Raw genomic sequence first — 26,579 nt, 5'->3', positions numbered from 1 at the left:
TAGATGGGTAACATAATCCTTTTGACAGGCTTTCAACCATTTCTCGATTATTCTATCAATCCGACAGAAGCCATTGTGAAGGAATTGGACGGAAGAAAAATTGGAGAATACGAAGTGAGAGGGGCCATCCTACCTGTCTCATTTCGGGAGAGTGGGGACTTGCTACTGCACCATTTTCAGACCGTACAGCCGACTGCAGTGGTCATGCTCGGATTGGCTGCTGGACGAAGCAAGATCACGCCAGAGCGGGTAGCGATCAACATTAATAGTGGCCCCGAGGATCGCGACGGGATCGCTCCTGTCGATGAACCGATCCGCCAGGGAGGCCCCGCTGCTTATTTTTCAACCTTGCCAGTTCGTCGGCTTATTCAGCGATTAAATGAAGAGGGCTTCCCTGCGGAAATTTCCAACTCAGCAGGGACGTACGTATGCAACCATGTCATGTATCAAATGCTTGATTATTTGCATGAAAAAGGGAGCGAACAATGGCTGCAGGCTTTGTCCATGTGCCGGCCAGCAAGGAATTAGCCGCACAGCACCACTCGCTTCCTTCTATGGATCTAAAGGAGCTCACTCGTGCGGTTACACTTATGATCAAAGAGTTGTAGGAAACAGGCTGATCATCGATTGTGATCAGCCTGTTTAACCTTTCTTATCATTGTAAGAGATAAGCCATAAGTCCCCGTTGGCGACAAGTGAAGTTTTTCTAAGGATTCGGGACGTCTTCCTCTAAATATTCAATCGCTCCATGGGTAAATGCTGCCTGTCCGTTTGTCAGGTTCGTCATCCATTCGCAATAGGATTCAACCTCTGCTTCAAGTACATATGTTTGAACGTCTACATTTTCTAGGTAACTAATTTCTTTTAATAGATAGTGAGATTGTCTAAGCTCGTTTTCAACTTTTCCAAGCCAATGATAGTCAATGCTCGTATGGATTACTTGCATTCGTTTCCGCTCGACGACCCCAATGGCATTTAGACCTTCACTTACTGCAGAACCATATGCACGAATGAGACCACCAGCCCCTAATTTAACCCCGCCAAAATAACGTGTGACGACAGCGACCGTATCTTTTAACCGGCGCTTTTTTAATACTTCTAGCATTGGTACTCCGGCTGTACCGCTCGGTTCTCCATCATCGTTTGCTTTTTGGACTTGATCGTTTTCACCAATTAAATAAGCAGAGCAATTGTGAGTCGCATTCCAGTGCTCTTTTTTAATTTGTTCGATGAATTCGATGGCTTCCTCTTCAGAGGTAGCTCTTGAAAGATGAGCGATAAACCTAGACTTTTGGATCGAAATTTCGTGTATTCCTGATTCCTTCACTGTATAATAAGATGTTAGCATCAGAATCTCCTCCAAATTTCACAGTTTTACAAATGGCAGAAATAATGGTGTAATATTGTCGTGATAAGCTGAAGCTGTTCATTTGATAGTGTAAATAGACTATACTATCTTTAGGTGACTAAAAGGCAAGCGGGACGCCATAAGAAAAGTGGACGATTTTGCATGGTGACCATTACCTATTATCGTGTCTTTCGTGTAAACTTAATGATAGCGAAATCCGTAGGCTTAGGCAAATTCGTGGATGTCGAAGGATTCATTTATAAAAATGAGAAAAAAAGAAGGGAATTTTTTTCTTGCTCGCGAAAGATAACATGGGAAAACGAATGCCTTTTTCATCTCCATGCCTTTTAAAGGTTGGTGGTTCAAGTGGCTGATCCTCAAACATTAGATAAGATTATTGATAAAACGCTAGATACTGTAGGGAAAAGTAGAGAACAGATCTTTGAAATTAGTGAGCAATCTAGAAATGAGTACGTCTCTCTAGAACAAGAACTGCAAGAAGTCCGCATGAAAGTTGCAGAGATTATAGACCAATCGGACCGGGCGGAAGTACACGCTCGATTTGCACGCAATCGATTGGCTGAAGTGAGTAAGCAATTTCATAGATATTCAAATGAAGAGATACGTAAAGTGTACGAGCAAGCCAATGAGCTCCAAGTGAAGCTAGCATTGCTCCAGCAAGAAGAACAGCAGCTTCGGGATCGAAGAGATGCAATTGAACGCCGATTGTTGAATCTAAAAGATACCATCGAGCGTGCGGAAGAATTAGTTGGGCAGATGACCGTTGTCTACAACTTTCTTACAGGAGATCTTCGTCAAGTTGGAGAAGCACTTGAGGATGCAAGGGAAAAGCAGGCGTTTGGTCTACAAATTATTCAAGCTCAAGAGGAAGAACGTCGAAAGCTTTCCCGGGAAATTCATGACGGACCTGCTCAAATGATGGCGAATGTTCTATTGCGCTCAGAACTGGTTGAGCGCATTTATCACGACAAAGGCATTGATGAAGCGTTAAAGGAAATTCGTGATTTGCGCAAGATGGTGAAGTCTTCTCTTGCTGAAGTCCGGCGAATTATCTATGATTTACGGCCGATGGCCCTTGATGACCTTGGACTCATTCCAACATTGAAGAAGTATGTAAAAACCTTTGAAGAACATACGGGAATATTTGTTGATTTTAAACACATAGGAAAAGGAGAGCGCTTCCCAGAGCATGTGGAGATCGCACTATTTCGCCTTGTTCAGGAAGCGTTACAAAACACACGAAAGCATGCAAAAGCTTCACATGTCCATGTGAAAATCGAAGAGCAGAAAACGAAATTCACTGTCGTGATAAAAGATAATGGAAAAGGATTCGATCAAACCGAGAAAAAGGAAGGGTCATTTGGTTTAGTTGGAATGAAAGAGAGGGTCAACATGTTGAAAGGCCAGCTTGTCATTCGAACGAAGCCAAACGATGGAACAACGATCATCATTTCCATTCCTATCACAACCGAAGAATAGACTGCGTAGGTGCAAAAATTGGAGGGTGATTTAATTGAACGAGCAAGTAAACGAAAACAAAATTCAAATTGTCATCATTGATGACCATCAACTATTCCGTGAAGGGGTTAAACGGATCCTAGCCATGGAGCCAGAATTTGAGGTTGTGGCTGATGGAGAAGACGGCGAAAACGCTGTTGAACTAGTAGAAAAATATAATCCAGATGTTATCCTTATGGATATTAACATGCCAAAGGTGAATGGTGTTGAAGCGACAAGAGATTTAATTCAAAGGTACCCTGACGTAAAGGTATTGGTTCTCTCGATTCACGACGATGAGTCCTATGTCACTCATGTATTAAAAACGGGAGCTTCCGGTTATCTATTAAAAGAAATGGACGCCGACGCTCTAATTGAAGCAGTAAAAGTCGTAGCGCAAGGCGGGGCGTACATTCATCCGAAGGTGACACATAATCTCATCAAGGAATACCGTCGTCTAGTAAATGAAGATGAACAAGAAAGCTCTGAAATCGGCTTTAAAGAAGTCGAATATCGCAAGCCGTTGCACATTTTAACTCGTCGTGAATGTGAAGTGCTACAGCTCATGACTGACGGTTATAGCAACCGAATGATTGGTGAAGCTCTATACATTAGTGAGAAAACAGTCAAAAATCATGTTTCAAATATTTTGCAAAAGATGAATGTAAACGATCGAACACAAGCGGTAGTAGAATCGATCAAAAACGGTTGGGTAAAAGTACGTTAATCCAAAAAGCGATCGCTTCATTACGCCCTCTTGAAAGGTCTTTCAATTAAAGGTACAGTAAAAAAGACAAGATCGCCCCCCTACATTTTTATGTAGGGCGGTCAGAGAATCGATAAAGTGAGGATTCGTGATGACAAAAATAGCGATTGTAACGGATAGTACAGCCTATTTAGGCCCAAAAAGAGCAAAAGAATTAGGAGTCAAGGTCGTTCCGCTTAGCGTTGTCTTTGGTGAAGAAGCTTACCAAGAGGAAGTGGAGCTATCTAGCGCGGACTTCTATGAAAAGCTGAAGCATGAGGAGAAGCTTCCAACCACTTCCCAACCAGCTGTCGGTCTGTTTGTTGAGACGTTTGAACGGCTGGCGAAAGAAGGGTTTGAAGTCGTTATTTCGATTCATCTTTCCAGTAAAATTAGTGGAACGTATCAATCCGCTTTAACGGCAGGAAGCATGGTAGAAGGCATCGAGGTTATCGGCTATGATTCTGGTATCAGCTGCGAGCCTCAAGCCAATTTTGTCGCAGAGGCAGCCAAGCTCGTGAAAGAAGGAGCAGATCCACAAACGATCATCGACCATTTAGATGAGGTGAAGAAACGGACGAATGCGCTATTCGTTGTGCATGATTTAAGCCATCTTCATCGCGGTGGTCGATTAAATGCAGCCCAGCTTGTTGTTGGGAGCTTGTTGAAAATCAAGCCAATTCTTCACTTCGAAGACGGTTCTATCGTGCCGCTAGAAAAAGTACGCACTGAGAAAAAAGCATGGGCAAGAGTGAAAGAACTATTTGCTGAAGAAGCGTCTTCTGCCTCATCAGTTAAAGCGACTGTTATTCATGCGAATCGATTGGACGGAGCAGAAAAGCTGGCGGATGAGATCAGAAGTCAATTTACCCATGTAGATGTAAGCATTAGCCATTTCGGACCAGTGATCGGTACCCACCTCGGTGAAGGTAGTATAGGGCTATCTTGGTATATTGAAAAATAACGTAGAAAACACTCCCACTCAGTCATCACACAAGGTGGGAGTGTTTTTTATTTTCCACCATTCGTTACAATGAGAAAAAGGAGGATTTTGATTGACTGAACAAGTCACCCCGCAAGCTTTCCTCGCAGGTCGCCTTCTTCTTGAATCAGAAGTCCCCTCTGAATTCCTTACAAACAAAGACGTAATCACGGAACCTTCTATCATCACAGAAAATGGACGCTATCATTGCAGGCGCTGTTGCAACGAACATCGTGAGTTATTTGCCACCGCCCCTTGCGCTTGGTGCGGGAACAGTCATTGTATTTATTGCCGCAACTGTCTCATGCTCGGTCGGGTGACCGCTTGTCGAAAGCTCGTTCGCTGGAAAGGGGAGCCTTACGCATTTCCTTCGCATTCGAATGTTTTGCAGTGGAAAGGAACGCTTTCGCATGGGCAGCGGCACGCCTCACTGCAAGCTGTGCGGTACTGGAAACAGAAAGAGGATCACATTATCTGGGCTGTTTGCGGATCTGGAAAGACAGAAATTGTGTTTGACGCAGTGGCTCAATCGCTAGCTACTGGTGAACGGATTTTACTTGCGACTCCGCGAGTGGACGTCGTAAAAGAGCTATATCCTAGGTTCAAACAAGCATTCCCATCTATAACCATCACCGCATTATATGGTGATAGTCCATCGGTGTTTCATCCCGCCCAGCTCGTTATCGCCACGACCCATCAAACCTTCCGTTTTAAAAAAGCCTTTGATTTTGTCATCGTTGACGAAGTGGATGCTTTCCCTTTCTCTTGTGATCAATCACTTCAGCTAAGTGTGAACGAAGCTCGCAGGCCTCTTGCTCCTATCCTTTATCTTTCCGCTACCCCATCCCGCTCCTTGCTCGAGCAAAAAAATAGGAGAATCACCAAAGTATCGACTCGATATCATGGTCATCCACTGCCACTGCCCTCTTTTGTTTGGGTAGGAAATTGGCGAAAAAAGGTTATGCGACGGAAGTTACCATCTAAATTGGTTGCTTGGCTTGAAAAGCACCACCGTAAGCCTGTGTTTTTATTCGTTCCTTCCATTCCAGTTCTCGAACAAGTAAGTGTTGCCTTGAAACAGCTTGGCTACATTCATGATGCTGTGCATGCGGAAGATCCACATCGGCATGAAAAGGTTACTCGCTTTCGTAATGGAGTGACCAAGCTTCTCGTGACGACGACGATTCTTGAACGTGGTGTTACGGTACCGCGTGTTCAAGTGGCTGTACTTGGAGCAGAGCATTCGGTTTTTTCAGAAGCTGCGCTCGTGCAAATCAGTGGCCGAGTGGGGCGCAGTCATCAACATCCCACTGGCGATATTGCTTTTTTTCATTACGGTGTCTCGAAGGCAATGAAGCGTTGCAGACAGCAGCTACAACAAATGAATCGGGAGGGGTTTTAACATGCCGCGCTGTCTCATTTGCCATCAGCCGTTTTTTGAAAACGTTAGTTGGTCAACCATGTTCTTTTCAGGTGAAGCCGACGTTATTTGTCAAGAATGTGAAGGCAAATTTCAGCCTATTTCAAAACCCATTTGCTCTATATGTGGACGCTCGATGAAAAAAACAGTTGAGGGAGATCATTGTCTAGATTGCAAACGCTGGCTCCCTGAGATGCAGACAATCGAAAAAAACCGCGCTCTTTTCGAGTACAATCCTTTTTTAAAAAACGTCTTAACTCAACTTAAATTCCGTGGGGATGTGAAGCTAGCAGAGGCTTTCCATCCATTGCTAAAAAAACTTTATCAAAAAGAGTTTAAATTTGATGTCATTGTGCCGATTCCATTAAGTAAAGACCGTCTAATCGAGCGAGGGTTTAACCAAGTGGAAGCTTTGTTGGCAAAATGGTGCACGTACGAGGATGTACTCGCTAGAAAGCCAGGGAGAAAACAGAGCAAAAAAAGTCGAATCGAGCGAATTCAGCAAAGAACCACACCGTTTATGTTAAAAGGAGAAGCTGAAGTTGTAAAAGGTCGCTCCATTGTTTTGGTTGATGACGTTTACACAACGGGAGCTACCATTCGTCAAGCTGCGACTGTTTTGCAAGCTCACGGTGCTGCACGGGTACGTTCGATGACAATCGCTAGATAGGACAATGAAGGGCCAATGTTCTCGTTCAATGAGAATGAATCATGGAGAGGGGTAAAGTCATGAAAAACAATTTAGCTAATTGCCCAGTTTGCGGAGAGTTGTTTGTTAAAGCGCTTCGACCAATTTGTAACAAATGCTTTCGAAAAAGAGAAGAGAATTATGAAAAGGTATCTACTTTTTTACGAAAAAAATCCAATCGGATGGCAACGGTGACAGAAGTGTATGAAAAAACAGGAGTTTCGATTCAAGACATCGAACAGTTTATACGCGAGGGACGAATTCAATTAAAGCAGTTTCCCAACCTGGGGTATCCGTGTGAATCGTGTGGTGCAACAATTCGGGAGGGGCGACTATGTCATGGGTGTGCAGACAATTTAAAAGCAGGATTGGATGCAGGAGAAAAGGAAAAGCAGTTCCAGCAAAGGAAGCAAGCAAATGAAAAAGCCAAAGAAAAAAATCTGACGTATCACTCTCTCCAAGATCGCTTGAAAAGGGATTAAGGTTCAGAATTGTTCAGACCTCACGTATTCTCACGGGTGAGGTCTTTTCTACTCATCTTTCCCGATAGAGTGAGGGGAGGAAGTACAAATTAGTAAAAAAGAAGCGAATCGACATAGTCATAAAAATTGCTATTCACACCTTTTTATCCTGTGCAGAAAACGTTACCAGTTCAAGGGATCTTTAGCGATAGTATACTAAATAAAAGGCCCCTTTGGTGTCTATCATGACGTTTGCGAAAAGATGCTCTCTTTCTCTCTATTTACTAAAGCGTGTCTTTAGACCTGCCGTTCAAGGAGAAAATTATGTGGCTTAGGAACGTGGTTCGTGCTGAGGAGTAAGGTAACTGTTAAGCCTAACCGTTTTTTTGGATTGCAAAAAGGCTAAACGATTTTCGTGGATGGACCGATATTAGGAGTAACCAATAGCGAACAAATGATGGTGTGATAGAAATTGAGGTGAAGATGAATGAAAGTTAATCCGTATACAGCGATCTCCCAACAGCTTTATCGTCAACAAGTAGAAAAAGCCGAGACCGTTAAGGGAAAACCACAGAAACGAGATCAACTTGAAATTTCAAAAGAGGCGCAGGAAATGCAAAAAGGCTCTCCAATTGAAGTAGAACGAGAGAAGAAGATAGAAGAAATCAAACAGAAGATTGAAAAAGGCGAGTACAGCGTGGACTCACGGGCGGTTGCCGACAAGCTTTATGACTTCTGGAACAAGTAATGAGAGGGGGCTCCTTATGTCAGCTAAGCAAGTGATAGGCTCATTGACAGAGCTATTACACATCCATGAAGAGCTGCTAACGTGTGCGAAAGAAAAAGCAGCAGCGATTAAGAACAATGACATGGTCTCCCTCGAAAAGCTCGTTCGCGCTGAAACCGCATTGATTCATAAAGGGCAAGTGCAAGAAAAAATTCGTAGCAAAGAGGTAGCTGCTTTTTTTGATCGATGCGGTCAGGCTCCGGATGAATTAACCGTTCGGGCGATGCTTCCGCACGTAACAAAAGAGGAGCAAGCGGAATTAGAAGGGACGCAATCGGCCCTTATTGACACCATTATGGCATTACAAGTTGAGAATGAGCGAAACCAGTTATTAATCCAAGAATCCCTAAGCTTCGTGAACATGTCTCTTGATTTGCTGTTGCCAAGCGCAGAACATACGAGTTATCAGCCACCGCAACAGAAGGAGCGACATGGATACGAAGAAGGCTACTCCACTTTTGATTCGAAAGCATAACAACTGTTTAATGAAACGGAGGAACACGATTCATGGCTACATCCACTTTTCACGGGCTTGAAACAGCACGCCGCGGGATGATGACCCAGCAAGCTGCGTTAAGGACTGTCGGACACAATATAGCAAATGCAAACACACCTGGTTACACGAGACAACGGGTAAACTTCGTACAGACTCAAGCGTATCCTGGTGTCGGTCGAAATGCACCGAGCATTCCAGGTCAAGTAGGAACAGGCGTTATGGCAGGCTCCATTCAAAGGATTCGTGACGCATTTTTAGATTTGCAATACCGTCAGCACAATACGCAAAATGGGTATTGGGACGCCCGTGCCGATGCTCTCATTCGAATGGAAGAAATTTTGAACGATTTAGATTCGAACGGGTTGGCGAACCAGATTGATCAGTTTTGGAGCAAATTACAAGACTTAAGTGCAGACCCAGAGGATACGGCTGTTCGCTACGTATTACGGGAGCAAGCTGTATCGTTAGCCGATTCTTTTAATGAGCAATATATGCTCCTAGAGCAAGTTCGCGACGATTATGGGAATGAAATAGGTGTCGTTACCGACCATTTAAACTCGCTACTTTCACAGCTAAATGAAATCAATGCACAAATTCGCAAGGTTGAGCCGAGTGGTTACGTGACAAATGATTTATACGATGAGCAAGATCGTCTCCTTGATCAAATTTCGGCGATTATCCCGATTGAGGTTCAGCGTGTGAAAAGTGGTGGGAACCCAAACCCAGTCGCTGAAGGAGCAGTTACGGTGACGCTTAAAGGGACGGGGATTACGCTTGTCAATGGAGCGGACAAGAATGCGTTGCAGCAATTTGAAGTGGCAAAAACTGAGAATAGTCTTGGAGATGAATATGTGTCTGGGATCTCAATTTCAAATGGAACGGATACCGTCAACCTAAATGTTCAAGAGCTGCCTCAAGGTGGATTAAAGGGCTTAATTGAAGCATTTGGCTATTATCAAGACCCAACCGACATTGACAACAGTGAAGTCAATGGCCTCTATCCTAACATGCTGGCCGAGCTCAATGTGATGGTCAGAACATTTGTCGAAGCTTTGAATAGTGCCCACCGAATTGGGTATACACTTGAAGACCCGCTCACAGGGGAAGTGAGTCTAGGCGGAGACTTTTTCGTATTCGATGAGAATAAGCCTGCTGGCACGTTAAAAGTATCAGACGATATTTTAAATAATGCAAACAACATTGCCGCGGCGCGTGTCAACCTTGATGGTTTAACCGACGATGCAAGACAGCAATATCAAACGTTGTTAGCGGCAAAAGATTTTGCAGCGATTCGTACGTTGCTTGAAGACGAAAACAGCTTTAAACCTGGAGCCAAGCGTGCTTTTGCAGGTGACGGTCAAAACGCCTTGCTCTTATCAGAAATTAAGGACATTCGTCTGAATTTCAATGGCACGGCTTCCACGTTCAGTAACTATTATCGTGGTGTGATGGGAAGAGCAGCAGTCGAGACGAGCGAAGCTGTTTCAAAGAGGGATAGCTATGAGGTTTTACGTGATAACGTTCAATTCGAACGGAACTCTGTCAGCCAAGTGTCCTTGGATGAAGAGATGACCTTAATGATCCAATTCCAACATGCGTACAATGCGGCAGCTCGAAATATTACACAAATTGACGAAATGCTCGATCGTATCATTAATGGTATGGGCATCGTTGGCCGTTAAATGAGGAGGAAAATCTAGAATGAGAGTGACTCAAGGCATGCTTGCTGGCAATTCGTTACGCCATATTTCTCAAGGTTATATGCGCCTAGGCGAGTTGCAAGACCAGCTATCCACAGGGAAGCGGATTACTCGTGCTTCACAAGATCCAGTTGTGGCGATGAAGGGGATACGGTACCGGACGCAAGTGGCAGAGGTTGAACAATTTAAACGTAATCTTCGTGAGGTTTATAACTGGATGGATACGGCTGATGCAGCACTTGGAGAAGCGACAGATGCATTAGCCCGCATTCATGAGTTGGCAACTCAGGCGGCGAACGATACGTACGAAGAAACACAGCGTGCGAACATCGCAAAGGAAATTCGCCAGCTTTATGAGCATTTGCAATCTATCGCCAATACGAAAAACAGCGGTAAATATATTTTTAACGGAACGAATACGACCAATCCACCAATCGTGGCTCCGGAAAGAATGGATCTAGGGTTTGCCCATTTATTGGAACCGGGAACGGACTTACAGACTGTCGAAATTGTGTATGACGGACAAACGTATCACTATGTTGGAGAAAATGCCGATGGCCATCTCGTGTTTCAGGATGTGAGACAAATGAACAGTCTCCCATTTGATGAAACGGATAGCGATGAATTTAATGAAAAGGCGTTTCAACTTGTGATTGATCCAGATTTGGGCCGTATTACGTCGTCACAGCCAAACGTAAATACAGGGGCAGCTGAGACAAAAAATGTCCGTTTGAATGATGTCGTTGTGGCTGATCGTGAAGCGGTCTCCTTTAACACGCAACGTGTTGAAATTGAGCTATTAAAAGGGGTAAAAATTCCAGTAAACACAAACCCGACCAACGTGTTTAACAACGCATTATTTGGTGATATTCTTCGTTTGGAAAAAGCACTTGAAGACCCGAGCGTCTCTGGTGCTGAACTCACAGCGTACATCGATAATTTTACCAAGCATATTGATCAAGTGACTGCAGAGCGTGCAGAATTAGGAGCGCGTGTCAATCGGGTCGAAATGCTAGAAAGTCGCATCCTCCAACAAGAAATAACGGCCAAACGTATTATGTCAGATAATGAGGATGTGGACTTAGAAAAGGTCATTATCGATTTAACGATCCAAGAAAGCGTCCATCGAGCGGCATTAGCTGTAGGAGCTCGCATTATGCAGCCAACGTTAATGGACTTTTTACGATAGTACGTAAAAGAAAGGGTGGGCATTTTGCAGTTGCCATATCTTAACATACAGACAACGAATGCAAAAACTGGACGCCATTCTGAACGCCCGCCTCTTACAATTAAACAACATGCCCCAGACTTACAAATATATCAACAGCATGTTGATTTGATTCACATTAGCCAGCGAGCGGCTAAGTTATATATTGATCAGCAACAGGCTTTTGCTGAGTCTAATTTGCAAACGCCCCTTCGCCTAACGGGAGAAATCGTGGCGGAAGCGAAGCGCAAATATATGGATCATTTAGCGAAACGCCGGCAACAAGGGGATCAAATGATGAAAATTGAAAATGGTAGAGGGGGTAAGGTGCTGTCTCATTTAGCTAAAGTGAACAGTGAATCTCCTCCGAAACAGCTTGTGACGGTTAATATGCCCCGTTCGGCCTTTAGCATCAAGTTTCACTACGAACCTGGTGAGTTAACTTTCTCTGTCCCATCTAATACGATTGATATCCATGTAACCCGACGTGAACCTGAAATTACGATCCCACGCTGGGAAACGAAAGCTTATGTCAAACAAAAGGAAAGCATTCGCTTTCAAGCCGTCGGAGTTTCAGTGAATAAAGAGCTATAAGCAGCTGCTTTTTTGCGGCTGCTCTTTCTATGATAAAATGACTGTAGACTTATTAAAGTGTGGTGACATTTGACATGAAAGTAATTGAAACCAAATACAACGGTAAATTGGAAGTGGCTGAGGATAGGCTCATTGCTTTTGATCAAGGAATTCCTGCGTTTGAAGATGAAAAGGAGTTTGTCCTTCTGCCATTTGAAGAGGCAACCCCATACTATACCCTTCAATCGACAAAAACAGTGGATTTAGCGTTTATCATCGTGAACCCATTTTCATTTTTTCCAGAGTATCGTGTGAAATTGCCAGAGGCAACGATTGCTCAGCTCAACATAACGAATGAGAACGATGTGGCCATTTTTTCGTTGCTAACAGTTAAGGAGCCTTTCTCGGAAACAACGGTAAATTTGCAAGCTCCGATCGTGATCAATGCGAATAAACAAATGGGAAAACAGCTAGTGCTTGGGGATACAGCTTACGACCGGAAACAACCTCTTTTTCAAAAAGAGCTTGTGCTGGTAAAGGAGGCGAAGTAAATGCTTGTCCTCTCACGGAAGTCGAACGAGTCGATCCAAATCGGAGATAACATTGAAATCTCCATTATTTCGATCGACGGTGACCAAGTAAAGCTAGGGATTAACGCCCCGCGTCATATTGATATTCACCGAAAAGAAGTGTATTTGGCGATACAACAAGAGAACAGCGAAGCGGCCAAAACCGTGCCATTAACCCAATTAAAAGGATTATTGAACCAACAAGGCTAGATCGACGGATCTGGTCTTTTTTTGTTTACACTCGCGTTACGCTCTTTCTGTTGTTCGTATTGCTTCTTTTGGAGTCCCCCGGTTACAAGAAAAAAATCATAAAAAATTTTAAAAAGGACTAAACTCCTGTGAAATCGTGTCGATATTATTAGTGTACCGGAAAAGGAAAAGGCGGCCGACTTTGTTCCTTTTCGCGGATTAAGTTTACACCAACCACAAGGATGTGGGCGGAAAACACATTTCAAGGAGGAAATTTTAATGATTATCAATCACAATTTACCAGCAATGAATGCGCATCGTAACATGGGTATCAACCTAGGTGAAGGGCAAAAAGCGATGGAGAAGCTTTCTTCAGGTCTTCGCATCAACCGTGCAGGGGATGACGCTGCAGGTCTTGCCATCTCTGAAAAAATGCGTGCGCAAATCCGTGGTTTGGATCAAGCGTCTCGTAATGCTCAAGACGGTATCTCGTTAATTCAAACAGCTGAAGGAGCAATGAATGAAAGCCATGCAATCCTTCAACGTATGCGTGAGCTAGCGGTTCAAGCTGCAAACGATACAAATGATGATGCTAATGATCGCGCAGCACTACAACTAGAGATTGAAGAACTTATCCTTGAGCTTGACCGAATCAACACAGATACGAAGTTCAATAATAAAGATATGTTTGGAGAGAGCTTTACTCTTCATATTGGTCCGGATTCAACTTCAGAAACATTAGTTGTTGCTATTGATGCAATCGACTCAGCTACTTTAGGAGTTGATGGTGTAGATATTAGCACTCAAGGTGGAGCTTCTGGTGCAATTGATACTATCAATGATGCAATTAATACTCTTTCAACTTCAAGAGCGCAATTAGGTGCTTGGCAAAACCGCCTAGAGCATACAATTAAAAACCTTGATAATGCTTCAGAAAACCTACAAGCTGCTGAGTCTCGTATCCGTGACGTAGACATGGCGAAAGAAATGATGGAGTTCACAAGAACAAACATCTTAAACCAAGCGTCTCAAGCGATGCTTGCTCAAGCAAACCAACAGCCACAAGCTGTATTACAATTACTTCGTTAATTTGCTTTCATTTAAAGATCTGGATTTATTCCAGGTCTTTTTTATTTTTCGCTCAACCGTTACTTTGTTGATAGGTTGTTAAAGTTTAGGAATGAGATACCGATATAATAGATATGAAAACTTTTACGTGGAAGGGAGTTCTCCAATGGAAATAAATTTATCAAAAAGTCAGTATGCAGGACAAGCAGGAGTTCAAGTAGCTAAAACAGTTGTTAAAGCACAGGAGACGGTTCAATTAGAAGAGTATGAGCCAAGTAAGCGTGACGTTCAACATAAAATTGATGACATCAATAAAGTCATCGAAACATTGAATACAGGGGTTCGATTTGCCTTACATGAAGATTTGAATGAGTACTACGTAACCATTGTTGATAAAATAACCAATGAAGTGGTTAAGGAGATTCCCCCTAAGAAGTTATTGGATATTTATGCAGCGATGAAGGAAACGATTAGCGTCTTTTTTGATAAAAAAATTTAGCGAAAGGTGGGCTTAAGACATGAGAATCGGCGGCATTGCGAGTGGAATTGATACGGAAAGCATGATTAAACAGTTAATGCAAGTTGAAAGAATCCCATTAAATAAATTTACGCAGAGGAAGATCACGTTAGAATGGCAACGAGATGCCTATCGTGAAGTAAACCTTTTATTAAAAAAGCTAGATGATGCAGCCGCTAATATTCGTTTACGTTCCTCTTTAAATACGAAAGAAGCTTCAACGACAAGCAAAGCCTTTACGGCTCAGCCAAATGCACAGGTGCGTAATGGATCGTACCAGTTGAAAGTGAATCAAATTGCGACCCAATCAAGAAATATAAGCTCAGAGGCGATTTCAAATGGCAGTACGAAAATAAGTACGACACGGGCGTTAAATGAACAAAATGTATACGCTGACGGGGTGAACATTGAAGATTATCATGGACAAACGTTTACCATCACTACTTATAATAGTAGTGGAGCAGCTGTAGAAAAGTCGTTTACGATTGATACGTCCAAGTCACTTGATAGCTTATTTAAAGACATTAACTCTGCCGGTCTTGGTGTAAGAATGTCCTACAATTCCACCTATGATAAAGTGATAATTGAGCGTACGGAAACGGGAGCCTTTAACGCGGCGGATGGATCAAATGACTATCAAATCGTATTCGGTGGCGACACAGGCTTTTTAAATGATGTGTTAAAGCTGGATCAAGCGAATGAAGTTAGTGGTACAAATGCAGAAGTGGAATTTATTGATCCAATCATGTCCAGTGAACCGATTGTCGTAAGCGATTCTCGTACTAACCGGATAACGGTTGGTGGAATCACCTTTAACCTAACCGGGACGACAGAAGGTTTTGAAACGTTAAACGTCTCATCAAACACAGATGCAGCCTTCGAAAAAGTTATGGAGTTTGTTGATACGTACAATACTACAATTACAGAATTAAGATCCCTTTTATCGGAACCAAGAAACCGTGATTATCCACCGTTAACAGAGGAACAAAGAAGAGAGCTTTCCGAACGAGAAGCAGAGCTTTGGGATGAAAAAGCAAAAAGTGGTTTGTTGCGAAATGATTCGATGTTGAATTCCCTTTTATCGCAAATGAGAGCAGATTTGTATACACCTGTGCAAACAAATGGGCAGTTTTCGTTAATTACACAGATCGGTATTACGACGAGCAGTGATTACCGATTGGGCGGCCTTCTTGAAGTCGATGAAGATAAATTGCGAGCGGCCTTAGAGGCTGATCCAGATTCTGTACACCAGCTTTTAAACGGGACAGCTAACTCATCGTTAACGTCTATTCCTGCGAAGGATCGTACCTCTCAACAACGCTCAGAGATTTATAGTCAAACAGGGCTAGTGGGGCGTATTCGTAGCTCCTTATCGTCAACGATGAATGATATTGTTGCTCGTGCAGGGAATGAAAATAGAACAGCGCACCAATTCATTATCGGAAGACAAATATTGGATGTGGATAAACAAATTGATCGTTTTCAGCAAAGATTAACTCAAATTGAAAATCGTTATTGGGCGCAATTTTCGCGGATGGAACAAATGGTGAATCAGGCGAACGCGCAATATGCTTCTCTCCAACAATTTTTTGTTACTTAATGGATTTTGATCATAGCCTCGTAAATGGAAAGGATGTAAATCAACATGGCCATGAAAAACCCGTATCAAACTTATCAAACGAACAAGGTTGAAACTTCATCACCAGCAGAACTAACGTTAATGTTGTACAATGGCTGCTTAAAATTTATTTCACAAGCTCAGCATGCTATTGAGAATAACGAAATTGAAGAAAAAAATACCCATTTACAAAAAGCACAAAACATTATTCGTGAGTTGATGGTGACATTAAAAGGTGATACGGAATTAGGGAAAAATATGCTAGCACTCTATGATTTTATTTTAAATCGTCTAACTGAAGCGAACCTGGAAAACAACCTAACGAAACTTTCGGAAGCGGAAGACTTAGTAAAGCAATTCCGCGATACTTGGAAGGAAGCATTACAAATTGATCGGAAAAAGAGACACGGTAATGGTGGAGAAGCATAATGAGCTCTCTGGAACAGTTGTCACAGCTAACAAACGATCTGTATGCTAAAGTCCATGCTCCTCTTGATTCTAACCATGATCTAAGGGAGAAGCAGATGGAAAACATAGAACAGCTGCTAAAAGAACGAGCTTTAGTAATGGAAATGGGGTTGGAGCGACCAAAAGATCAAAAAAGTAAGCAAATCGTTCGCGAGATTTTGATAAAAAGTCAGGCCATCCAGGAAAAGTTAGCGGAGATGAGTGGATTGATTCATCAGGAAATTAATCAATTTAAACAAAAGAAACAGATGAATCGAAAATATGATCTCCCTTATGATGGACCAACTGTGGAAGGTGTGTTTTTCGACAAACGTGAATAAGGAAAAGGGGCTGTCTCAAAAGCCCTTAAAAAGAAAAGCCTGAAGTGACATTTATAAGTCGCTTCAGGCTTTTTGTCTCCGATGATCGGTTTATCTCTTCCTGAAACAGGCGGATGGTCTTCGCCTGTTTCAGGAAGTTGTGGGCGATTGCGATCAGCCCAAACTCAATGTTCACCTTGTCAAGGCCACGAAGGTGAAAACGACGGAACGACCGATTGCCCTTGATATGACCGAACACGCTTTCGACCTCTGTTTTCCGTTTTCGATAGGTCTTTGCGCCTTCTTCCGTATCAAGGGCTCGTTTCATTTTTGATTTTCCTTCTTCATATACCGGATTATAGTGAATCTGGCGATTGCCTTTCGCTTTTGTACAATCCGTCTTGAATGGACACCCGGTACAGTCTTCACATTCATATATTTTGAAGTCTCGTTCGTATCCGTAGGCATCCGTTCGTTTGCGGTAGTATCGAAAAGTCACTCTCCGGTTATTTGGGCATATATAGGTATCATCATGTTCCAAATACGTCCAGTTCTGTACCTTCCATGGGTCGTTCCGATAGACCCGGCTTTCTTCTTTTCTCATCGTATGATAAGGGATGAGGGCATCCCATTCGTTTTCAGCGATATATAAATAGTTGGGCTCACTTCCATAACCAGCGTCTGCGATTAGCTTCTTTGGAAAGGGGAGTTGGCGTTCTTCAAGCATACGAAGGTGTGGAATCAAACAACGAGTATCTGTTGGGCGTTGATGAATGGAATAACCGACAATGAATTGATTTTCGGTCCCTGCCTGTACATTATATCCGGGTTTCAGTTGACCGTTTTTCATATGATCTTCCTTCATACGCATAAATGTGGCATCTCGATCGGTTTTGGAGAAACTATTTCGATCACCGAATGTCGCTAATTGATCTTCGTATCTTTCTAAGCGTGGCAGATAGTCTGTGTTTAACTTCTTATGTAATTGGCGCCAGTGACGAGCTTCCGCTTTTTTCTCTTTTTTCAGAACCGGATCTTGTTCGTCATGAAGGGCTTGTTCCGCTTGATTCGCCTGTTTTTCCACTTGAGTGACAGCTTCACGTAACTGTTCAGAAGTCACACGCTTGTTTTCCCCTTGATCATTCTCTACCTGCTGGTTATCGGAATCAATCGTCTCTTCAATGTGGGCGAATAATTCTTCGAGCTTGTCCTGTAGCCGCTCCTTATACTTCTGGACGGACTTTTTCCAAACAAACGTATATCGATTGGCATTCGCCTCGATTTTGGTTCCATCGAGAAAGTAGTTGTCCATGGTGATGTAGTTTTGGTCGAGCAGTAACTGAATGAGGGACGTAAACAATGGCTCAATGATGTCTTTCATTCGTTCCGAGCGAAAACGATTAATGGTGCGGAAATCTGGTGTTTGACGAGCGGCCAACCACATCATCGGAAGATGTTCACGCAGGGACTTGGCAATGTCGCGACACGAATATAATTTTTGCGTGTAGGCATACAAAATGATTTTCGTCATCATCTTTGGGTGGTAGGCACTCCGGCCGCCACCTTTGTATGGGGCGTAGAAGAGATCTTCATCCACCATTTCCACCATGTCATTCACCACACGCGCCACATGGTCTTCGGCGATGAGATCGCTAAAATCCATTGGAAGGACTAATTGGTCCATGTTATAATGAATGAAAGTAGCTATAGAGTTACTCAAAAGAATCGCCTCCGTTTTCTTATTTTGTTTGTGTGGGTACTTACATTATAACGAACGGGGCGATTTTTTTGTATTCAAAAGGGCTGCCCATAAGTCAATCATTTTGACTTATGGGACAGCCCCTTTAATTATATACAGAGTTTCATTTAAGCTGCATCGTCTTCAGCTTCTTCTTCCTCTAATTCAGGTAGTTCAATTTCTTCCATTTCGCTAAGGTCAAAGTCAAATTCTTCGGCAGATTCAACAACCTCTGCTGGAATTTCAATTGGATCGACCTCATTGAAATTAGAAAACGTTCCAGTAGATGTTTGCTGAATGGACATGGACTCCTCTTCCATTTCCATTGTCATCGTCATTTTCATTGACATCGATTGCTGTAAAAACGTTTCTTTGTCAATGTTGACCGTATATTCTACATCTGATAATGACATCATCTGAAATAACTCTTCCATGCCTTCCATCGTCCCACCAGTCATCCCCATGATGGAATCGATGAGACTTTGTAAATTTTGATCTGAGCCAGAAATGGTTAATACGTAATGATCACCGTCTTCGTCAAGGGACAGCTCGTCACCGAATGCTTTTAACATTTCAAGCTGCTCTTCTGGAGCTACTTGTGCATTCGCTAGCTCTTGGAAGTCATCTGAGTATTTAATCCATCCTTCATAACCTGGGGCTTGCATAAACATGCCTTCTTCTGTGTAGTAAGATTCTGTAGAAACTGTTTGATTAGCCTCTGGCACGTTCATATCCATAACTTGATAAAAGGCGAGCGGGTTTAAGGTAGCGTCCATTTTGATAGAGCTATGGGTTTCCATTTCCTCGTCGTCAAGGTTGATCACTTGGTGTAGCTCCATCTCAGTTGTGAAACTTTCAACTTCACTCATAGCTTCAGTCGAACGAGCCAACACGTCCTCAGCTGTTAATTCCTCGTTATGTTCTTCGTTTTGCCCTTCATTCTGTTCTTCTGTTTCTTCCACATCTGTACCTTCTTCCGGTACCTCCGTGCTACTTTCTTCATTACAAGCAGCTAACAAAAGGACACCAGACAGCAAAAGGCCTAACCACGCTTTTTTTCTCATCTGTATCTTCTCCTTCTCCCTAAAATGTACAGAACGTTTCCCATTTTACTACAAATTGGGTGATTTGAATAGTGGGAAGAAATAAAACCAAAAACATACATAAATTGCTTTCCGTTATTCAAGCGAAACTTCGTGCAAACGGGTGGAGAAAGGAAGGAAGCAAACCATTCGATTGTTTGCCTATCGAGTAATGATGAGCAACATTATGAAAGCAAATCGCTGCTTCTTTTACCTCATCAGGAACGACAGTTGTCTCAATTTCATAGGTTTGGACACTAATTGTTTACTCGTCAGCAAAACCCCTTCTTTCTTAACCATCATCTTGATGGATCGCCCAATTAAGTCCAATAATTTTTATGTAAACATAATTAGGTCTAATGGCTTACCCGCTGTCGTTTAAAATGTTTATGATTGAGCATTCGTTCATAAAATGGATGCCCCTATTATATTGTATAAAGGTATTCTTTTCTAAATTGGATGGTATGGGTTATTTTGAATTACAGTTATTGATGGGCTTTTTGGTACTTACTGCAACAAAAAAGTGAATAGGGCAGGACCCGAATAAAGCCATTGGTTTTGTTGAAAATAAAAAGAAATAGATGTTGAGTGCAGGTATAAAGGCTTATTCTTTTGAAATTTTTTTGGTCAGCATGAATAAAATCGTGGGGAACTTTCAAAAATATGTCTAGAATGGTCGAAACATCGGGGACAACAATATTTGACTTTGTGTATCGACACTGTTATAGTAAAAGTGTGGAAATTAATCCACGCATGATTTAACTTACGAAGGGAATGTGAAAGTATGCAAGGAAAAGTAAAATGGTTTAACGCAGAAAAAGGTTTCGGTTTTATCGAGCGCGAAGATGGTGACGATGTATTTGTTCATTTCTCTGCCATTAACACAGACGGTTTCAAAACATTAGACGAAGGTCAATCTGTTGAGTTTGATATCGTTGAAGGAGCTCGCGGACCTCAAGCTGCGAACGTCACTAAGCTTTAATTCACATTCCTAGGTTAAGGATTTGTAATTATAGCTTGATCAAAGCCCTCTCCTTATAGGAGATGGGCTTTTTTGTACTGAGGCTGTCCCAAAAGTACCTAAAAACATAAAATCGGGAGAACCGTTTGATGCGGTTCTCCCGATTTTTGTGTGGATGTGTTTTCGTTGGTTGCTTCGTGCGACGAGCCACATCATCGAAAGGTGTTCGGTCAAAGCCTTGGCGATCGCACGACACGAAAACCACTTTTGGATGTACCCTTACAATAGGATTTTCGTCATCATCTTCGGGTGATACGCAGGACGACCGCCCCCTTTGGACACCTCGTCTAATAGCTGATCATTCAACGGTTCGCCCATGTCAATTACCACACGTGCCACATGGTTCTCTGGAATGAGATCGGAAAAATCGATAGGAAGCACGAGTTGATTCATGGTATACGGCTGATAAGTAGCCGTTTGCGCAAAAAAATCGCCTTCTTTCGTTTGAATTTCGGTAGTGGTACTTTTAAACGATCGGGCAATTTTTTTTATGTTCACTCGCGCGTTAATGGGGTTCGAACGAGCGACAGGCGGCGACTCCAGCGAGAAAAGCAACAGCGAAAGATACCGAGAGTGGGGTTCTCGAGGAAGCAGGAGCGTTGCCCGTGGAAAGCGTCCGCCAAGTCGCCATTTCGAACGAATAAGCAAAGAAGCTGCCTCAAAAGATAGACTTTTGGGACCACCCGTTTTCTGTGCTTTAAGAAACTTCACTATAACCGCCTTTGGCTTTTAAAATGAGTCTCCTATTGATAAGAATAGGAAAAAGTTAGCGAACATATATAATGGAAAGAACAAATGAAAAAGAAGGTTACGACGGCAAGTTCGATATTTCGACAAAATTTAACGAAATTTACCTCTGATTAAAGACGTTTAAAAAGGATTTACAAATGGGTATGTAGAATATATAGAGTATGAAAGGAGTTGGTCATATGATCTTCAATGTACGTGGTGAAAACTTGGAAGTAACTCCGGCTTTAAGAGAATATGTCGAAAAAAAGGTGGGGAAGCTTGAGCGATATTTTGACACGACTCCAGTTGCGGATGTGAATGTTAGAATGCAAGTACTGAATAATCTACACATCATTGAAGTAACGATTCCAATGTCTAGGTTGCTGCTAAGGGCGGAAGAAAAGCATAGTGACATGTATGCAGCGATTGACCTTGTGATTGAAAAACTTGAAAGACAAATTCGCAAACATAAAACAAAGGTGAATCGAAAATTTCGCCAAGAAGGCAGTTTAAAATATATGTTTAAAAATGATTTAGAGCCAATGGACGGCATGCGCGAAGAGATATTGCTTGAGGAGGAAGATGATCTTCAAGTCGTACGTAAGAAACGATTTAATTTGAAGCCGATGGATACAGAAGAAGCGATTTTGCAAATGGACATGTTAGGCCATAACTTCTTTGTCTTTTCAAACGCAATTAGTGGTGATACGAATGTAGTTTATCGCCGCAAAGACGGAAAATACGGGCTAATTGAACCTGAATAAGCCGACTGTTGGGAGGGGCCTTGAAGCCCCTCTTTTTTACACTCTTCCTAGTGTTCAATGGCATTTTTGTCACTCCCGAAAAGGATGGCTAGTAGGCTAGCCTTTTGCTGAATACACCTCTTTGTTAGGGGACGTAATGATGTATTAGCATGATAAGACCTCGGTTCGCCACGTTTGATCATTCGAATAGATTAAGTAATCAGCCTTTTTCGTACGGATGCAACTATACGCTTTTGTGCCATTGGGATCTCCAATTCGTATAACAGGCTTTTCGTGTGAAGTAGGGTTATGTAAATCAACAATTTCAATAATATCGGCTACTGGGATACGGATCGTTGCCATACACCAGTGAATGACGATGTGATCATGTAAGAGTTGAATGTTCGGTTGAATCATACCGTTACCCCTTCCAGTGAGACAAATGTCTTTCTCTATTACACAATACGTAGAAACGAACAAAATTGTTTCATTTTTCTTCATAAAAGTTTACATTTTCTATTGTAAACAGGGTGAAACACAAGTAAGGAAGCATACGTACATAAAATGGAAGATCCTATAGCCTTGTCTTGTTATTAGGACAAGGAGTTGGTAAAATGAAGGGTAAGTTTGTATTATCCATCGTTTAATAATAACGAAGAAAGATAGACATGAATTTATTGTTAACGCGAATGAAAAGCGGCGGCTTTCGCATTTGGACTTGGTGACTGGCCAAGTTTTTGTAAGGAGAAAAGAAAAGTGAGGCGAATGTCATGTTAGGGTTACTAAAAAAGGTTGTTGGCGATCCAAGTCAGCGCCAGTTGAAAAAAAATCAAAAAATCGCCGACCAAGTAGAAGCGTTAAGTGACGAAATGAAGTCACTTTCCGATGATGGGTTGCGTCAAAAGACAGAGGAATTTAAAAAGAGGTATAAGAACGGGGAATCTCTCGATGACTTGCTTCCAGAAGCATACGCTGTTGTAAGAGAGGCAGCAACACGTGTGTTAAATATGACTCCATATCCTGTTCAAATTCTTGGAGCGATCGCCCTTCACCAAGGAAATATCGCTGAGATGAAAACTGGGGAAGGTAAGACGCTTGTTGGGACGATGCCTGTTTATTTAAATGCCCTTGCCGGTAAAGGTGTTCATGTAGTGACGGTCAACGATTATTTGGCACGTCGTGATAGCGAACAAATGGGCGCGATGTTCGAGTTTCTTGGGTTAACGGTAGGTTTGAACGTGCCAGGGCTCTCCAAGGAAGAGAAAAAGGAGGCTTATCAGGCCGATATTACGTATGGAACAAACAATGAATTTGGGTTCGATTACTTGCGGGATAACATGGTGCTCTATAAGGAGCAAATGGTGCAGCGGTCCCTAAATTTCGCTCTTGTTGATGAGGTCGATTCCATTCTTATTGACGAAGCGCGTACGCCGCTCATCATCTCTGGTTCTGTTGAGCGTTCCACAAAGCTATATTCACAAGCGAACTCATTCGTACGTGTATTGAAAAATGAAGAGGACTACACGCTTGATGAAAAAACAAAGTCTGTTCAGCTAACAGAAGAAGGTGTGAACAAGGCGGAGCGTGCGTTTAATATCGATAACTTGTTTGATCAACGGCATGTACAACTTCTTCATCACATTAACCAAGCATTAAAAGCCCATGTAGTCATGCATCGTGATGCGGACTACGTAGTTGAAAACGGAGAAATTGTCATTGTCGATCAGTTTACAGGACGTTTGATGAAAGGGCGTCGCTATAGTGATGGTCTTCATCAGGCGATTGAGGCTAAAGAAGGTTTGCAGATTCAGCGTGAGAGCATGACCCTTGCTTCGATTACATTCCAAAACTATTTCCGGATGTATCAAAAGCTTGCAGGGATGACTGGTACGGCAAAAACAGAAGAAGAGGAATTCCGTAACATTTATGGCATGGATGTTATGGTGATTCCGACAAACAAGCCGGTCATTCGTGATGACCGACCAGATTTGATTTTCAAAACAATGGACGCAAAATTCAAAGCCGTTGTCAACGAAATTGAAGAGCTTTATAAAAAGGGACAGCCTGTCCTCGTAGGTACAGTAAGTGTTGAAACGTCAGAGCTTGTTTCTACATTGCTGAAAAAGCGTCGGATCCCTCACCATGTGTTAAATGCGAAAAATCACGAGAAGGAAGCAGAAATTATTGAAAATGCTGGGCACCGTGGTGCTGTGACCATTGCGACGAACATGGCGGGTCGGGGAACCGATATTAAATTAGGCGAAGGTGTACGTGAGCTTGGCGGTCTTCACGTCTTAGGAACCGAGCGCCATGAAAGCCGTCGAATTGACAACCAGCTTCGTGGACGTTCTGGTCGTCAAGGAGATCCAGGGTCTTCGCAATTTTATTTATCAATGGAAGACGAACTTATGCGTCGCTTCGGCTCAGATAATATGCGGGCGATGATGGATAAGCTTGGAATGGAAGAAGATCAGCCGATTGAAAGTAAGCTTGTGTCTCGTGCGGTCGAAACAGCGCAAAAACGAGTGGAAGGAAACAACTTCGATGCCCGGAAGCAAATTTTACAATATGACGATGTCATGCGTGAGCAACGGGAGATTATTTATAAACAGCGGATGGAAGTGTTAGAATCCGATAATTTACGTGAGATTGTGGAGAAAATGATTTTATCTGTAATCGAACGGAACGTCCAGCTCCATACACCGGAGAGCGAAGTACCAGAGGATTGGGATTACGGTGCGATTGTTAACTTCATGAAAGCCAATCTTTTAAATGAAGACGATCTAACAGAAAAAGACATCTGGGGTAAAGACCCAGAGGAAATTGTCGAGATCATTTATGACAAAGTAATCGAGAGATACAATAAAAAAGAAGAGGAATTCACACCAGAGCATATGCGTGAGTTCGAAAAAGTAATTATGTTGCGGACCGTTGATCGTAAGTGGATGAACCACATTGATCAAATGGATCAGCTGCGCCAAGGGATTCATCTACGTGCCTATGGGCAAAACGATCCGCTAAGGGAATATCGCTTTGAAGGGTTTGAAATGTTTGAAGCCATGGTCGCCTCGATTGAAGAAGAAGTGGCGATGTATGTGATGAAAGCACAAGTTCAGCAAAACCTTCAACGTGAAAAGGTAGCAGAGGGACAAGCGGTTCAACCGAGGCCAACAGACGGTGACTCTAAGGCCAAGCGTCAGCCGGTTCGAAAAAAAGAAACGGTTGGTAGAAACGAGCCGTGCCCATGTGGTAGCGGGAAAAAATACAAAAATTGCTGTGGGCAATAATGTCCGTAGTAATGAGGAACAATCTCCTTGAGGTGATGGTATGGAATTAGTGGAAGTAAAGCAAGAATTAACAACGATGGCTAAGCGATTAGCGGACTTTAGGGGGTCTCTTTGACCTCGAAACAAAGCAAGCGCGAATTGCTGAGTTAGAAGAAAAAATGACAGCAGCTGATTTTTGGAATGATCAAGCAGCTGCGCAAAAAGTCATTGATGAGGCAAACGCTCTAAAGGATACCGTCCATACATTTTTAAGGATTGAAGAGACTTATGAGGACTTGGAAGTCTCCTATGAGCTTTGTAAGGAAGAAACGGATGCAGACTTACAACAGGAATTAGAGCAAGGTCTAAAAGATTTAGTGAAAGAATTAAATGAGTTTGAATTGCAGTTGCTGTTAAATGAGCCTTACGATAAAAACAATGCCATTTTAGAGCTTCACCCAGGTGCGGGAGGAACAGAATCTCAAGACTGGGCTTCCATGCTGTTAAGAATGTACACCCGTTGGGCAGAAAACAAAGGCTATAAAGTGGAGACATTGGATTATTTACCGGGGGATGAAGCTGGGGTCAAAAGTGTTACGTTATTAATTAAAGGACATAACGCTTATGGCTATTTGAAAGCGGAGAAAGGTGTACATCGTCTTGTGCGGATCTCTCCTTTTGATTCGTCCGGACGGCGACATACGTCGTTTGTTTCATGTGAAGTAATGCCGGAGCTTGACGGTAGTGTCGAGATTGAAATCTCAACGGAAGATTTAAAAATTGATACGTATCGTTCTAGCGGTGCCGGTGGGCAGCATGTCAATACGACTGATTCAGCTGTGAGAATTACCCACCTTCCGACAAATACGGTTGTCACATGCCAAAGTGAACGTTCACAGATTAAAAACCGCGAACGAGCGATGAAAATGTTACAGGCCAAATTGTTGCAGTTAAAGCTGGAGGAGCAGCAAAAAGAGTTGGCTGAAATCCGCGGGGAACAAAAAGAAATCGGTTGGGGAAGTCAAATTCGTTCATACGTATTCCATCCATATAGTATGGTAAAAGATCACCGTACGAATGTGGAAGTTGGGAATACGAATGCGGTGATGGATGGAGAGATTGATTCCTTCATCGACGCTTACCTTCGCTGGAATGTCTCATAATGAAAAGCAAAAAAGCCTTTTTCCACAATGTGGGGAAGGGCTTTTTCTGCGCTTACCATTAAGGATGGGCAGTAAGTTAATAACCGGAGCAAATGATGTTCCAAATGCTTTATCCACAAAAGAAATCAAAAAAAGAACGAAAAACACGCACACTTGTTCACGTATGTGGATAAAAATGATGATA

Annotated in this window: 27 protein-coding genes and 1 pseudogene; 23 read left to right on the top strand and 5 right to left on the bottom strand. The window is 42.6% G+C overall.

Annotated elements, in window-relative coordinates; translation table 11 throughout:
- Positions 1 to 3: 3 nt before the first annotated feature.
- Positions 4 to 528 carry a pyroglutamyl-peptidase I gene (locus tag FED51_RS18475; protein WP_338035668.1) on the top strand — a complete coding sequence of 175 codons (525 nt, stop codon included), beginning with the start codon at positions 4 to 6 and terminating at the stop codon, positions 526 to 528.
- 178 nt (positions 529 to 706) lie between these two features.
- Here the strand turns inward: FED51_RS18475 and FED51_RS18470 are convergent, their stop codons facing one another.
- Positions 707 to 1,348 carry a YigZ family protein gene (locus FED51_RS18470; protein ID WP_053430267.1) on the bottom strand — a complete coding sequence of 214 codons (642 nt, stop codon included), beginning with the start codon at positions 1,346 to 1,348 and terminating at the stop codon, positions 707 to 709.
- Positions 1,349 to 1,714: 366 nt separating this feature from the next.
- Between FED51_RS18470 and FED51_RS18465 the strand changes: the two genes are divergently transcribed.
- From FED51_RS18465 to fliT, 18 genes are all read left to right on the top strand, one after another.
- A complete protein-coding gene (locus tag FED51_RS18465; protein WP_010899757.1) occupies positions 1,715 to 2,848 on the top strand; it encodes a sensor histidine kinase in 1,134 nt (377 codons plus the stop codon).
- 34 nt (positions 2,849 to 2,882) lie between these two features.
- Complete coding sequence (locus FED51_RS18460; RefSeq protein ID WP_083445448.1) at positions 2,883 to 3,593, top strand: response regulator; 711 nt, start codon at positions 2,883 to 2,885, stop codon at positions 3,591 to 3,593.
- Positions 3,594 to 3,723: 130 nt separating this feature from the next.
- Entirely contained in the window at positions 3,724 to 4,575 is an 852-nt protein-coding gene (locus FED51_RS18455; RefSeq protein ID WP_053430268.1) for a DegV family protein, read from the top strand.
- Between the two features lie 91 nt (positions 4,576 to 4,666).
- A complete protein-coding gene (locus FED51_RS18450; RefSeq protein ID WP_053430269.1) occupies positions 4,667 to 5,995 on the top strand; it encodes an ATP-dependent helicase ComFA in 1,329 nt (442 codons plus the stop codon).
- A 1-nt stretch (position 5,996) separates the two neighbouring features.
- Positions 5,997 to 6,683, top strand: a complete 687-nt coding sequence (locus FED51_RS18445) for a ComFC family protein (RefSeq protein WP_053430270.1) — start codon at positions 5,997 to 5,999, stop codon at positions 6,681 to 6,683.
- A 59-nt stretch (positions 6,684 to 6,742) separates the two neighbouring features.
- Positions 6,743 to 7,183 carry a TIGR03826 family flagellar region protein gene (locus FED51_RS18440; protein ID WP_010899752.1) on the top strand — a complete coding sequence of 147 codons (441 nt, stop codon included), beginning with the start codon at positions 6,743 to 6,745 and terminating at the stop codon, positions 7,181 to 7,183.
- A 466-nt stretch (positions 7,184 to 7,649) separates the two neighbouring features.
- Complete coding sequence (flgM, locus tag FED51_RS18435; protein ID WP_010899751.1) at positions 7,650 to 7,910, top strand: flagellar biosynthesis anti-sigma factor FlgM; 261 nt, start codon at positions 7,650 to 7,652, stop codon at positions 7,908 to 7,910.
- Between the two features lie 16 nt (positions 7,911 to 7,926).
- Positions 7,927 to 8,424, top strand: a complete 498-nt coding sequence (locus tag FED51_RS18430; protein ID WP_053430271.1) for a flagellar protein FlgN — start codon at positions 7,927 to 7,929, stop codon at positions 8,422 to 8,424.
- A 32-nt stretch (positions 8,425 to 8,456) separates the two neighbouring features.
- On the top strand, positions 8,457 to 10,127 hold the full coding sequence (flgK, locus tag FED51_RS18425) for a flagellar hook-associated protein FlgK (protein WP_053430272.1): 1,671 nt from the start codon (positions 8,457 to 8,459) through the stop codon (positions 10,125 to 10,127).
- 19 nt (positions 10,128 to 10,146) lie between these two features.
- A complete protein-coding gene (flgL, locus tag FED51_RS18420) occupies positions 10,147 to 11,334 on the top strand; it encodes a flagellar hook-associated protein FlgL (protein WP_010899748.1) in 1,188 nt (395 codons plus the stop codon).
- 24 nt (positions 11,335 to 11,358) lie between these two features.
- Entirely contained in the window at positions 11,359 to 11,946 is a 588-nt protein-coding gene (locus FED51_RS18415; protein WP_010899747.1) for a DUF6470 family protein, read from the top strand.
- Positions 11,947 to 12,020: 74 nt separating this feature from the next.
- A complete protein-coding gene (gene fliW / locus FED51_RS18410; RefSeq protein ID WP_053430273.1) occupies positions 12,021 to 12,476 on the top strand; it encodes a flagellar assembly protein FliW in 456 nt (151 codons plus the stop codon).
- Positions 12,477 to 12,704 carry a carbon storage regulator CsrA gene (gene csrA / locus FED51_RS18405; protein ID WP_053430274.1) on the top strand — a complete coding sequence of 76 codons (228 nt, stop codon included), beginning with the start codon at positions 12,477 to 12,479 and terminating at the stop codon, positions 12,702 to 12,704.
- A gap of 258 nt (positions 12,705 to 12,962) precedes the next feature.
- On the top strand, positions 12,963 to 13,772 hold the full coding sequence (locus FED51_RS18400; protein ID WP_053430275.1) for a flagellin N-terminal helical domain-containing protein: 810 nt from the start codon (positions 12,963 to 12,965) through the stop codon (positions 13,770 to 13,772).
- A 145-nt stretch (positions 13,773 to 13,917) separates the two neighbouring features.
- Entirely contained in the window at positions 13,918 to 14,250 is a 333-nt protein-coding gene (gene flaG, locus FED51_RS18395) for a flagellar protein FlaG (protein WP_053430276.1), read from the top strand.
- Between the two features lie 19 nt (positions 14,251 to 14,269).
- Positions 14,270 to 15,868 (top strand): flagellar filament capping protein FliD, encoded by a 1,599-nt coding sequence (gene fliD, locus FED51_RS18390; protein WP_053430277.1) that lies wholly within the window; start codon positions 14,270 to 14,272, stop codon positions 15,866 to 15,868.
- A 45-nt stretch (positions 15,869 to 15,913) separates the two neighbouring features.
- The gene (gene fliS / locus FED51_RS18385; RefSeq protein WP_053430278.1) at positions 15,914 to 16,315 is read left to right on the top strand and encodes a flagellar export chaperone FliS; all 402 of its coding nucleotides are present in this window, start codon (positions 15,914 to 15,916) and stop codon (positions 16,313 to 16,315) included.
- On the top strand, positions 16,315 to 16,674 hold the full coding sequence (gene fliT, locus FED51_RS18380; protein WP_053430279.1) for a flagella biosynthesis regulatory protein FliT: 360 nt from the start codon (positions 16,315 to 16,317) through the stop codon (positions 16,672 to 16,674). The genes fliS and fliT overlap by 1 nt, the downstream gene beginning before the upstream one ends.
- 25 nt (positions 16,675 to 16,699) lie before the next feature.
- Here fliT and FED51_RS18375 read toward each other — a convergent pair whose 3' ends face one another.
- Positions 16,700 to 18,337, bottom strand: a complete 1,638-nt coding sequence (locus FED51_RS18375; RefSeq protein ID WP_138091072.1) for an IS1182 family transposase — start codon at positions 18,335 to 18,337, stop codon at positions 16,700 to 16,702.
- Between the two features lie 182 nt (positions 18,338 to 18,519).
- Positions 18,520 to 19,455 (bottom strand): DUF6612 family protein, encoded by a 936-nt coding sequence (locus FED51_RS18370; RefSeq protein ID WP_053430280.1) that lies wholly within the window; start codon positions 19,453 to 19,455, stop codon positions 18,520 to 18,522.
- 802 nt (positions 19,456 to 20,257) lie between these two features.
- Here FED51_RS18370 and FED51_RS18365 point away from each other — a divergent pair.
- Positions 20,258 to 20,455, top strand: coding sequence for a cold shock domain-containing protein (locus FED51_RS18365; RefSeq protein ID WP_010899738.1), 198 nt, complete (start codon positions 20,258 to 20,260; stop codon positions 20,453 to 20,455).
- A 174-nt stretch (positions 20,456 to 20,629) separates the two neighbouring features.
- On the opposite strand, the pseudogene FED51_RS18360 reads toward FED51_RS18365, so the two are convergent.
- A pseudogene (locus FED51_RS18360) lies at positions 20,630 to 20,887 on the bottom strand (transposase); the annotation flags it as partial.
- A gap of 536 nt (positions 20,888 to 21,423) precedes the next feature.
- On the opposite strand from FED51_RS18360, the gene hpf reads away from it, so the two are divergent.
- On the top strand, positions 21,424 to 21,987 hold the full coding sequence (gene hpf / locus FED51_RS18355) for a ribosome hibernation-promoting factor, HPF/YfiA family (protein ID WP_010899736.1): 564 nt from the start codon (positions 21,424 to 21,426) through the stop codon (positions 21,985 to 21,987).
- A 144-nt stretch (positions 21,988 to 22,131) separates the two neighbouring features.
- On the opposite strand, the gene FED51_RS18350 is transcribed toward hpf, so the two are convergent.
- Positions 22,132 to 22,383 carry a SunI/YnzG family protein gene (locus tag FED51_RS18350; RefSeq protein ID WP_053430282.1) on the bottom strand — a complete coding sequence of 84 codons (252 nt, stop codon included), beginning with the start codon at positions 22,381 to 22,383 and terminating at the stop codon, positions 22,132 to 22,134.
- Positions 22,384 to 22,736: 353 nt separating this feature from the next.
- Here FED51_RS18350 and secA point away from each other — a divergent pair, with 353 nt between their 5' ends.
- Positions 22,737 to 25,253: a preprotein translocase subunit SecA gene (gene secA / locus FED51_RS18345; RefSeq protein ID WP_053430283.1), complete on the top strand. Its 2,517-nt coding sequence runs from the start codon at positions 22,737 to 22,739 to the stop codon at positions 25,251 to 25,253.
- Between the two features lie 40 nt (positions 25,254 to 25,293).
- A protein-coding gene (gene prfB / locus FED51_RS18340) for a peptide chain release factor 2 (protein ID WP_138090938.1) occupies positions 25,294 to 26,395 on the top strand; the annotation gives its coding sequence in 2 pieces (ribosomal slippage) (positions 25,294 to 25,365 and positions 25,367 to 26,395; 1,101 coding nt in all).
- The last annotated feature ends 184 nt before the right edge of the window (positions 26,396 to 26,579 follow it).

The sequence above is a fragment of the Halalkalibacterium halodurans genome (assembly GCF_005671335.1).
Lineage (GTDB): Bacteria > Bacillota > Bacilli > Bacillales > Bacillaceae_D > Halalkalibacterium > Halalkalibacterium halodurans.
This window is presented reverse-complemented; position numbering and strand designations above follow the sequence as displayed.